The 12,417-nt window shown below is 24.9% G+C and carries 8 protein-coding genes; 1 reads left to right on the top strand and 7 read right to left on the bottom strand.

Annotation, left to right across the window (positions count from 1 at the left end; genetic code table 4):
- Nucleotides 1–248 precede the first annotated feature (248 nt).
- Nucleotides 249–665, top strand: coding sequence for an HIT family protein (locus tag EHV01_RS00915; protein ID WP_422065795.1), 417 nt, complete (start codon nucleotides 249–251; stop codon nucleotides 663–665).
- 237 nt (nucleotides 666–902) lie between these two features.
- On the opposite strand, the gene EHV01_RS00910 is transcribed toward EHV01_RS00915, so the two are convergent.
- The 7 genes from EHV01_RS00910 to rplM all read right to left on the bottom strand — a co-directional run bounded on the left by EHV01_RS00910 (nucleotide 903) and on the right by rplM (nucleotide 12,223).
- Nucleotides 903–2,009 (bottom strand): 4Fe-4S cluster-binding domain-containing protein, encoded by a 1,107-nt coding sequence (locus EHV01_RS00910; RefSeq protein WP_422065794.1) that lies wholly within the window; start codon nucleotides 2,007–2,009, stop codon nucleotides 903–905.
- A gap of 3 nt (nucleotides 2,010–2,012) precedes the next feature.
- Nucleotides 2,013–3,833, bottom strand: a complete 1,821-nt coding sequence (locus EHV01_RS00905) for an AAA family ATPase (RefSeq protein WP_422065793.1) — start codon at nucleotides 3,831–3,833, stop codon at nucleotides 2,013–2,015.
- 58 nt (nucleotides 3,834–3,891) lie between these two features.
- Nucleotides 3,892–4,989 (bottom strand): hypothetical protein, encoded by a 1,098-nt coding sequence (locus EHV01_RS00900; RefSeq protein WP_422065792.1) that lies wholly within the window; start codon nucleotides 4,987–4,989, stop codon nucleotides 3,892–3,894.
- Nucleotides 4,990–7,365: a hypothetical protein gene (locus EHV01_RS00895; protein ID WP_422065791.1), complete on the bottom strand. Its 2,376-nt coding sequence runs from the start codon at nucleotides 7,363–7,365 to the stop codon at nucleotides 4,990–4,992. It abuts the gene before it with no gap.
- A gap of 20 nt (nucleotides 7,366–7,385) precedes the next feature.
- Nucleotides 7,386–11,258, bottom strand: a complete 3,873-nt coding sequence (locus EHV01_RS00890; RefSeq protein WP_422065790.1) for an AAA domain-containing protein — start codon at nucleotides 11,256–11,258, stop codon at nucleotides 7,386–7,388.
- Nucleotides 11,259–11,369: 111 nt separating this feature from the next.
- Nucleotides 11,370–11,771 carry a 30S ribosomal protein S9 gene (rpsI, locus tag EHV01_RS00885; RefSeq protein WP_422065789.1) on the bottom strand — a complete coding sequence of 134 codons (402 nt, stop codon included), beginning with the start codon at nucleotides 11,769–11,771 and terminating at the stop codon, nucleotides 11,370–11,372.
- Nucleotides 11,772–11,782: 11 nt separating this feature from the next.
- Entirely contained in the window at nucleotides 11,783–12,223 is a 441-nt protein-coding gene (gene rplM, locus EHV01_RS00880) for a 50S ribosomal protein L13 (protein ID WP_004027967.1), read from the bottom strand.
- Between the last annotated feature and the right edge of the window lie 194 nt (nucleotides 12,224–12,417).

Raw genomic sequence — 12,417 nt, 5'->3', positions numbered from 1 at the left:
TAGTTTTTTTGTAAATATTTAAGATATTGCCCTTTCTCTGAATCAATTAATAATTTTGGTTTTACAAATAAAAAAACCATTTTAGTAAATGGTTTAATTTATTATTCTTATTCAATTTCCGAGTTTTTTCCAAAACCCTTATTTTATTTATACGACCAAAATCTTCTTTTTTTATATTAAAAATAACTTAATTAATTAACGATAGTAGTTATTTGCTATAATTAATTACATAAGGAGCTGAAATTAATATGAATGAAAACAATTGTATTTTTTGTGAAATTATTGCCCAAAAAATACCAAGTAAAAAAATTTATGAAAATAACTTAGTTTATGCTTTTTTAGATACATTCCCCAATAGTGATGGTCATACCTTAGTTATTCCAAAAAAGCACTTTGAATATTATAGTGTTACTGATGATGAGTACTTAACAGAAGTTGCTAAAATTGGAAAAATAATTGCCCAGAAAATGTATCAAACATTAAAACCTGTTGGAATTAATTATGTTAGCAATGAAAAAAGTGAAGCTTTTCAAAAGGTTTTTCATTATCATCTTCATATTATTCCAAAATATCAAAAAGATGAAGGATATAACTTTAAGATTAACGTTGATAAAGAAAAACTACGTGATTTGGCAGAAATTCAACAAATGTTAATTTTAAAATAAAAAAAGTATTTTGCTTTGTAAATTGTAAATGCAAATGTAGCACTTTTTATATGAATGAAAACCTTATTTTTAAGCTTAATAGTTATTTTAGTAATTAATTAACTAAAATAAGCCATAAAATAAAAGATATTTTTGCTTTAATTTTTATAAAAAATCTTTACAAATTTAAAAAGCTTGATTTTACAGTTTATAAAGTGCTACACTTCATAGTACAATTTACACTTATAAATACTTTTTTTATTTTCTACTATCTAAAAAATCATAAATAGCTTGATAATTTGGTTCATTTCCAATTGGATTAACAATTTCAAGATATTCTACAATATTATCTTGGTTTAAGATAAGAACTGCTCGTGGCAAAATTTGCAAAGCAGTAAAAACTAATCCTGTCTTTGTCCCAAAATCACGATAATTATAATCTGACACTAAAAAATGTGCTTCATCTCTAAAAGATTCACAACATCTTTCTTGCGCAAATGGTAAATCACGTGAGACTGTGATTAATCGTGCATTAGGATAATCTTTCATATTTTTGTTAAATTTAACAGTTTGAGTATAACAAACACTTGTATCAATACTTGGAATTACCGATATAACTTTATATTGTGTTTTAACATCACTAAGGTGAAAATCACTCATATCAGCATTAGTTCCTTTAAATTCTAACTTATCATCAACTTTAATAATATCTTGGGTAAAATGTGAAAATACATCCCCATCTAATTTAAATGCTCCCATTTTTATGGCCTCCTCTTTTCTTATTTTTTCTTCATTATTAATGAGATGAGCTCCATCTCCATTAATAATCATACTATTATTTTTAGTTACAGTAAATTCTGCTTCAATAATATTTTGTTCAAAATAATCATTATTCTGATAAACATTGCTTAGTTTAATCACACGCTGGTTTGTAGAGCCAATTAATCGTCGTTTTTTATCTAACTTTTCAATAATAAATGGTCCATCAATTAATATATCAATTTTAGATAAAATTGCTGGATGCTTTTCTAGCAATAGTTCATATAAAAAACCAGAAAAAACAATTACTGTTAAATTATTTGTTTGACATAAAGTGACTAGTTCTAAGAGCGCTCGTGGTTGAATAAATGGTTCTCCCCCTAAAATGGTAATCCCCTCAATTTGAAAGCGCTCTTTAGCGTCTCTAATCGCCTTAAAAAGGTCACTGACTTCCATTACATCCCGATTAATGAGAGGAATCATTTCCTGATTACTACATCCTTTGCAATTAATAATACAGCCTTGCATTCATAATGCGAATCGTTTTCCAGGCCCTTCAATGGTTGTAAAAGAAACAAAACGATTAAAATTAATTAAATTACTCATTTTTTATTTAAAACAATATTCAATTTGATGACCATTTGCTTGTGCTAATATTGTTTCTCCAGCTTTAAATTTAGTTTGATTTGCAAAAATAAATGAACTCAATCCATCAACGACATGCTTTTCAATACTATTTAACAAATCACGACCACCTTTTTTATCATCAGCATTCTGAATAATAATTGGTAAAATTTGTGGTAAATCCATAAATTCTAATTTAATCTTATATTTTTCTCAAACAGCTGTTTGAATGGGCTGTAATTTTTGTGTAATTAATTTTGCTTTAAAATTAATATCCTTAATAAAATTAAACGGAATAATATTATTTCCAATTCGCCCTAATAATTCTGGTCGTTTTAATTCAGTTCGAAAATGATCAGATACTTTTTGAATAAATTGCTTTTCAATTTCTAAAAATGATAAATTATCATCAACTTCACTTGCACCAATATTTGAAGTAAAAATAATAAACGAATCAGAAAAAGTAACAGTTTGACCTTTATTATCAGTTAAACGACCATCTTCTAAAATTTGTAAGAATTTATCTAAAATTCGCGGATGGGCTTTTTCAATTTCATCAAATAAAAGTACACTAAATGGCTTTTCTTTAATTGCATTTGTTAATTGTCCACCTTCTTCATAACCAACATAACCAGGTGGTGCACCAATTAATTTTTGATCACTTGCTTCTTGGTTATATTCCGACATATCAAACCGAATACAATTTTTTTCATCACCAAATAAAAATTTGGCCAATGCTTTTGCTAATTCAGTTTTTCCTACTCCAGTTGGTCCAACAAAAAACAATGTACCTTTTGGTTTTGTTCGTTTTGATGAATATTGAACACCTGATAATCCAGTAAAAGCTTTATAAACAACATTTTTCACTTTTTCAATGGCATGATCTTGCCCAATAACTCGTTTTTTTAATTCTTTTTCAATAGTTGCTAATTTTTCATAATTCATTTCTTCTCATGGTGAAACTTTATCACCGTATTGATAAGAATTTAATAATTTTTCAAATGGTAAGCGTTCTGAAATATTGTTTGAAAACTTAATTAATTGATAAACTTCTTTCAAAGTTCATCCTTCCATCGTATCATAAATATCTTGTAATTTTAAAATATCAGTATTTAAATCTTCGGTAATTTTAAAAAAATTCTTATTAGTTAAAATGAACTTTTCTCGTTCTTCACGATTTGGTTTTGTTAAAGTAATTGTTGTTACATCTGGATTATGCAAATAAAATGACGTTGGCAATTTTCCAACACTATTAGTGATAAAAATAATAGCTGTATCAAAATCAATTATTTCTGATTGATCAAATTTTTTATCTCGAAAAGCTTTACTTAATGAAATTAAATTAACACGTTCTTCTTCACTTAAGGTCTGTTCATTAGAAAATAAATAATCAGAAAAGTCAGCAATAAAAGCAACTTTTTTAGAACTTGCAACTAACATATTACGACGAACAATGGTAAAAAATTCTGCTAAAGTTGGAAATTGTCCCGTTGGACCATTCTTTTCTTCATTTGCATTTTTAATTACTTCTTGACCAAAATCATATGCTTCACCTTCTTTACTCTTTTGTTGTTTTTCTACTGTTAATGTTAAATTTTTCAGATTTCCTCCGCTTAGACCATCAATCCGGTCTCACATAAAAATATCATTAAAGCCTTTTTCTCTTAATAATCCAAATAATCGATCTTTTAAACCAACATAACCACTATTTGTTTGATAAATATCATTAACATTGCCTTCAAGAATAACACATCGTTTAATTCCAATTTGATTTTTTAACTTATCTAAATTACTTTTTACACTCATTTATAGTCACCTCTAACTATTTCTTTAATTATAATGTTTTTTAACCTAAAAATGTTAATTATTTCTTTTTTGATTTACTATCAATTTGAATCTTTGCTTGATTCATAATTTTATCAGGATTTAAATAAGATTTTTTCATTTCTTTTGATAAAGAAACATCATACATTGATAAATCGTTAATAAACGGTTGTTCATCTATATCATGTGCATGACCTTCATAACCTTCGAATTTATATGTAAAGCGCCCATCTAAATATACTTTAAAAATTGCCTCTTGTCCGGTTACTTTTTTTGCGTAAACAATAACTAAACTATCTTCATTTTCTTTCGTAATACGAATATCATTACTATCAACAATAAAACCACGTTTTTGAATTGCTTGTAAAATTGATGTAATAGCATGTTTCCGCGCTGATTCATCTAATTGTTTATTAATAATTTGATTTTGTAATGCTAAAGCTTTTGCGTTTAAAACAGTAGTATCAGCTGCTGGCATTTGGGCAAATTCTTCTAATGCTGGAGCTAATTCTGTATTAACAAATTTATCATCACTAATTTGTTTTTTAAAACTACTAAGATATTGTTTTTGCAAAAAATCAGTTGAAGTATGATAATTTTTAACTTCTGTTTGAACAAGGTCAGAAATAGCCTCTGGGTTTAAATTACTGAAATGATTCTTATTTGTTTTAAAAAAATTCATAATAAAAGCTTTTGATTCATTATCATCAAACATTGCTATTAATTCATGTTCTAATTGTTGATAATTTAAATTAACTCGGTTTTTTAAATTAGATAACCGTTGGTTTGTTTCATCTTCAATTACTTTTATTTTCAAAACTTCAATTTTTTGTTGAATTTCTGCTAAACGAAGGGTTTTTTGTTCCAAGAAAAAATTAACTCTTTTTGCCAATTCTAATTCAACATGTTCAACTTTACTAAATTCTTTAACTAACGGGTTATCCTCTAAATCAGTTAAAATTTGATCTAACTCAACTAAATATTGTTCAATTTGTTGACAATTTAACCCACTAGCATCAATTTCTTGTAATTGTTGTAATAATAATTTTAAATTATCTTTAACAAAATTAATATTTAAATTTAATCGTTCAATCTTTTTTTGGTAATTATACATTACTTGTTCAACACTCATACTCATTTATATTAACACCTCTTCTAATTCAAGTTTTATTTTTTTTAAAGCATCTCGATTTTTATTATCATTGTGTTCATTTCTTGCTTTCTCACAATATAAATATAATGTTAATTCTTGATAAAGTTGCATAATTTGTTTATATTTATTTTTATCAAACACATCTTTTAAAACAAATAATTTTTCATTAATATGTTGTACAAATTGATGTTTTGTTTTTAAAAGTGGAGTAATTTTTTCTTCCATTAAATTCATTAAATATAATGCTGCCTTATCAAAAGAACATAAATTAAGATATTCCTGAAATTTGCTTTCAGAATTAAACATATTTTTAAATTTAATTGCCTTATATTTTATTTCTAATTGTGACAAAGAATAAAGTAATTGAATTATTAATTCATTGCTATTGTTAATATTCTTGCAACGTTCTTTAATAATCTCAACTTTATCTCATATTTCTTGTCAATGCCGTTGTAATCCACTTGTTTCTCGCTTTTTCATTTCTTTACAATACTTAATATATTCTTCAGCATAACTATATAAATTAATTAATAAAGTACTATTTTTTTCTAAAGTTGTAGTTGTTATTGCATCAAATAATTCACGATGTAAATCATTATTATTGATTGCAAAAAGAAATTTATCTAAAATTGCAAAAAGATTTTGATTTCAAATTTTTTCAATAATTGATGAATCTGCAATATTAGTTAATGCTAATAATTGGTTTAAAGAAACATCGTTTTTGTCATAAAGTTCTTGCAACATATTTAAAACTTCTTTATTTGATAATAAAGTATTATTAGTTAACACTTGATAAGCTTTAATAATATTTTTTTGCAATTTTGCTTGTTGTTTCATAAGGGCAATTAAAGTTTTATGCATTTTATTAAAATAATTTGGTTTTAAATTTAAATTACTTAAAATTTGTTCAGATTGATATAAAACATTAATTTTATTATTAAAATCATTTATGGTCATACTTTTCAATATATTATTAAAAGTTTCTTCATTATTATTTAAAATATCAATTAAATAACAGTAAATAAAAACGTTTTCAATTTGATTATTATGAATTATTTCATAAATATTTGCCTGTTGACGATTTATTAAATTTTTTAATTCCTCTAAAATTTTATTAAATAACATCTGACTATACTTCGGAAGAAATTTTTGTGCTGTTATAATATTACGGTTTAGCATAATAAGTTCTGTTGGTTGTAATATGTAAAGTTCAGTCTCATTTTTATCATTGATGAATAAAGTTAAAAAATTATCATTAATTGTTAAAATCGCACTAGTTAAATAAAAAATTGGAATTGAACCAGTTAAATCATGTATTGTAGTTGTCTGCTCAGCATTAATAAAAATAATACAACTAATATTATTATCATAATAATATTTATTATCTAAGACTGCTTTTGGTTTAACACTTGCTGCATTAATAATTATAATTCTCGGATTTATTAATGTAGAAGTAATATAACGCGGATCTTGTTGATAATCACTTTCTAATATATTTGTTGCTACTTTTTGAAGATTTAAATTAAAATTATCCCTTAAAGTTTTAGCCATTTCGGTTAAAAAATAATCAACAATTTTTGTTTTTAAATTAACATTATCTTCAATAATTTGTTGCAATTGGTGGTCATTAATAATTTGAATTTTAATATCTTTAAAAGTGGTTAGGGACAATATAACTTCTTTTTCTTCATAAGCCTCAATCAATAAATTGTTAATTTGATTAATATCATAGTAGATTTCTTGCCTCTTATTAGTGCGAATTGAAGTAAATGTGGTATCAGCATTAAAAATATTATTTTTATTAATATTTAACTTGTACTTTTCTAACAAATGAAATAAATCTTCGCCATTAATAATTGGTTCTTGTTCTGGAACAATAATTAAATCATTGCTATTTTTTTCTAATAAAGATAATTGTTCATTATTTATATATTTTTCGTCCGAAAAAATATTAAAATCAAAATTAATAACTGCTTCACGATTACTATTTTTACTTAATAAATAGCCCTGTTCTAATGCCGTTAACGTTTCTTTTGAAATGTAAAAAATTCCAATTGGTCGATCAATTCAATCCTGTTCAGCAGAACTATTTGCTAAATAATTTAATGATGTTTGCTTATTAATTTCAATAATATTTTTTTTTTCAATTAAGTTCTTTAGACATTCTGCATAAATTTTAAAATTAAAAATTTGTAATTCATTCTGTAAAATATCAGCTAATGTTTTTTCTTTATTAGGGTAATTAGTAATAGCATTTAAAATTACATACTGAAAAAAAGCTAGTTTTTTTGGTGTTTGATAGCTAACTATTGTTTTTAATTTTTTCCAATTTTTATAAACTTTTACCATTCCTAATTTCATGTTTTTACCTCGAATTCTTATTATAATAAATCTTTTGCACTTCAAACAAGACCATAACTATCAATAATTCGTAAAATTTCATAATATGCTTTAATTGTTTTTGTAATATTTGGATTAGCAATTGTTGGAATTTCAACATCAATATTAGTAAAAAAACTAACTGCTCCAATAATAATTAACATATTTTTTGCTCTTGAAAATGCAACATTTAACCGTTCGTATTTCTTAATAAATTCTTTATTAGCATTTAATTGCTTACGAGGATTGCGAACTGTATTAACAATAACAATTTCGGTTTCTCGCCCTTGATAATCATCAACTGTTGAAACTTCTACTTTAATATTTTTAAATTTTAAACTTTTAATAGCTCTTCGTAATTTTTTAACATGTAGACTATAAAAACTAATAACTGCAACTTTAGGTTGTTTTTTTAATTTAACTGTTAAATTATTATATCCTGCTTCAATTAATTCTAATGTTTTTATTGTTAAATCAACTTCTAATCAATTAAAAAGACTCGTACTACCACTTTCACCTTGTTCATAAACAAAATTCATATTAGTTTTATCTTTTGATGAATCAATTCAATAAATTGCTTTATTACTATCAAAAATTTTTAGACCATCTTTATTTTCAACAATAATATAATGTTGTTTTTCATTATTTTGATTAGTTTTATCACCTAACTGCAACTGATTTTCATAAAAAACATTTACAATTCGCATAATATCTTCATGACTACGATATTGATTAATTAGAATTTCTTTTACTGAATCATCACATTTTGAGATAATTTTTTTAAATAATGAATTAGTTACTAATTCTAAAAAATCATTATAACTATAATTTTGGTCATAAATTTCATTAATTAACGCAACATCTTCTTCTTGATATGGCATAAGTGGTGGCAATTGCCGATAATCACCAACTAAAATAACAGTTTTACCATATACTAATAGCATAAAAATTTCCATTGGTGTTAACTTACTTACTTCATCAATAATAACAACATCAAAAGCAAATTTTTTAATATCAATATCAGAAATATTATAATCCCGTAAAACTTTATTTTTACTTTGTGCATATGATTGGTTTGAAGTCGCAGTCATTGCAACAACATTGACACTTTCTTGTAAAAATTGATTAGCATAATTAATTGTATCTCGTTCCATCGCCGGTGTGAAATGATTAGTTTCAATATTCTCTTGTGTTAAAAAATCTGATATTTGATAATTTTTATTTAAAAAGGTAATCATATTATTTACAAAATTAAACTTTGTTGCTTTTTCTTGGAAAACAAAATTAAGGTCCTGTTCAATTTTATTAATTTCTTTATCAATTTCATTAATTGTTCCACTAATATCTTTTACTACTAAATTTAAATTAAAAATTGTATTAATACTATTAACAATGTTTTCAACTTCAACTTTTAGAGCATTAATTTTATGATTTAATGTTCCAATTTCAATTTCTAAATAAGAAATTTCTTGCTCATATTTATCTTCATTAATTTCACTAATTTTGTTTTGATTAATAACACTTTGTTCTTCATATTGCTGTAATAATTGTTCAAGGTCATTTTTAAATGCTTCTTGCTCCTTTTGAAACACAATATTTTCTTGTTTTAATGTAACTTGATTCTTTAATTCTAAAATTTCATTTTGAACAGCAGTTAATTGTTCCATTCAATCATCATCACGTAAATCTTGACTAACTTGTTTTAATATTGCTAATTCTATCTCCTTATCCTTTAACAACCTATTATCAGTAGTAATTGTTAATAGTTTTTTGTATGTTTCTGTTAATGAATATGAATCATCAATTTGAAAACCAATTTTTTTTTGCAACAACTCCCCAAAATGTTTATTAAATAATCGGACAAGATCCGGAGTTGAAGTAACTATTCCAGCTCAATTAATATTAACTAAGAAATCTAATAGATTACGAATATTATTAATATCAATTGTTAATTTTCGATTATCATCTAAATATTGCAATTTTTGATTAATGATTGTTTCCCGCTCAGTAACTAATGTATTTAACTTTTGAGTATAATGATTGTAATCATTAATTTCTTTTTCTAACATTTTAGCATTTGCTTTTAATTTTTGTAGTTCATATTTTTGATTTTCATAATCACTTCCAATTCCATCTCATTTTGTTAAATATTGTCGTGATAAATGAGCATAAATAAAACGATAATTATTAAAAATTAATTTATCTGGATTAAAATCATTAAAACGATTTTTTTTACGAACTTCATCACTTGTTAAGCGTAAAGGAATCAATAAAGGTGTTTTAAATAATCTTGTTAAAACATTGTCAATTGCAGTATGATTTTGTGAAGAAATTAAAACTTTCTTTCCTAATTTAGCATATTGATAAACTAATTCAGCAATAAATTCAGTTTTCCCTGTCCCTGGTGGACCTTGCAGTAAAAAAATATCTTGTGAGTTTAAGGCTTTTGTTATTGCTTTCTGCTGATTTCCATTTAAATTATTTGAAGCAAAAATTAATTGTTCTTCCATAATTAAGTTAAATTGTGTCTTTAATTTAATATCTTCAATATTAAAGATATAATTAATTAAATAAGGGTTTGCAACATCATTTTTGCTAATTTTATCTAAAATAACATTACTACGTCGAAGTAAAGTTGAGTCCCCTTTTCCAATATAAGTTAAATAACCATAAGAAGGTATCATTTTATTTAATTCATTAAATGATATTTCATCCTCATTTTTTATTTCATAAAAGCAATTAACAATTTGATACTGCTCTAATTGATTAATAGTTACTTTAATTGTTTCATGGTCAATATCACTTTCTTGCATAATATTATTTTCAAGCATATATATTTTGATTAATTCTTTTTTAAAATCATAGATATCTTTTTGCTGCATTTTTGTTTCAGAAATATTAATCCCTAAATCATAAATATCTGCTCCATCTTGAACATAACTTTCACTAAAATTAAAAGAAAATAGTGTTAATGGAACATCTTTTTGATATGTACGATTAATTTGTAAATTAGCAAGACTTAAATTGTTTAATTTCTTTAATATTAAATATTTATCTAAATTATCCAACAATAGCTCTAATTCTACAATAATTATTTCTTCAAATAAATGACTAATTGTTAAATTTTTATTAGTAAAAGTTTTTTTATCAACATATCAAAAATTATGGGATAAAAATCTTACATCATGAAATTTTTCACCAATTGGAACTGTTTTTGGAATTTTAATATATTCTCTTAATTTCGGGTTTAAATATAAACAAGAATTATGACGCTTATATTCTAAGTTTTGTTCTTGAAAGCGTAAATATTGTAACCATCGTTCTTTTTCTTCAGCAAAAGATGAAGTCAAAAATTTCATATTTGCCATAACATTTGAATCAAAAATAGTTCGTAATTTTGCTTCATCAATCCGAAAATTATCAGCAATTTCAAGCACTACTCCAGTAGCTAACGTTTCAAATTCTTGTTTTCTCTTTTCCATTGCTGTTAAAAAAATATTTTTAACATTAACAATGCCAATTTCCGGATCAATATCGCCTAAGATTGTTAATGATAAGTTTGAATCGAACATTTGATCTAGCAAAGTAATTGATTTAAAACGAATTAAAATATCATAAAGCTTCTTTTCTGATCCTTTTTTATCTTTTTTAATTTTTGCCTGATCATTAATTAAACAAACAAAAAAATCAGCAATACAAATATTATGCTTTAAAAAAGTATCTAGGCCTTGAACTGTTGTAATATTTTTTAACCGAAGGTTTTTAACATCATCATCAGTAAATTTACTTTTTGGATTTGTTAAAAAATACAAATTTAACAATAAATTCTTATTATTATATTTATCACCCTGAATTGTAAATTCTATCAATGTCATTTGTTCACCCTCTTATCTACATAATAATTATACTAAACTTATATTAGATAACAAATTAAACTAAACAAATTAAAAAAGTACATTGCAAAGCAAAATGTACTTTTTTGAAATCTATCTTTTTGAATATTGCGGTGCTCTTCTAGCCCCATGTAACCCATATTTTTTTCGTTCTTTAATACGAGCATCACGAGTTAGCATGCCAGCGTGTCTCAATAAAGTTTTATAATCTCGTGACGCTTCAACTAGGGCTCTTGCAATTCCTAATCTTGTTGCGCCAGCTTGTCCGGTAAAACCACCACCAGATACTTTAACACGAATATCAAATTCTGATTTTGAACCAGTAATCTCTAAAGGTTGTTCCAAATCTTGCACTAATGTTGCATATGGGAAAAACTCTAATGCTGGTTTCCCATTCACAACAACATTCCCTTTACCAGGAGTCAATACAACTTGGGCAATAGAAGATTTTCTTCTTCCTGTACCACGATATATAACTTCTTGTTTTTTTGCCATATTTTCTCCTTTTATTTATTAGTTAATTCTAATTTAATTGGTTGTTGTGCTTCATGTGGATGTTCATTACCAGCATAAACAAATAAATTACGGAATAATTTACTTCCTAATTTATTTTTTGGTAACATTCCTTTAATTGCGTGTTCAACAGGATAAATTGGTTTTTTTACTAACATATCCTTTGCTGTTGTTCGTTTTAATCCCCCAGGATGTTGTGAATGATGATAATACATTTTACCCTTTAATTTATTTCCTGATAAATTAATTTTATCAGCATTAAGAATAATAACATTATCACCACAATCAACATGTGGAGTATAAGATGGTTTATTTTTTCCTCTTAAGATCATTGCAACTTTACTTGCTAAACGTCCTAAAACTAGACCTTGAGCATCAATCACATATCATTTTTTTTCAACTTTAGTTGAATTTAAGATAGTTGTTTGTCTCATGTCACTGCCTCCTCACATCATTCCGTACCAGGGTCTAATGTATAAAGCAATAATATTATAACTAAAAATAATAGGATAATCAATATTTCTTTAATTTTGTCGAAAACTCTTGATATTTATAAAATATACCTAAAATTAGGTATATTTTTAATATATGGAGGTAAATAATTAATGAAAAAAATAATTACAGRATA

The sequence above is a fragment of the Spiroplasma sp. hy2 genome (assembly GCF_044714365.1).
In the GTDB taxonomy this organism is placed as follows: domain Bacteria; phylum Bacillota_I; class Bacilli_A; order Mycoplasmatales; family Mycoplasmataceae; genus Spiroplasma; species Spiroplasma phoeniceum.
Note: the sequence above shows the minus strand (reverse complement) of the source record. Positions and strands in the feature narration are given on the sequence as shown.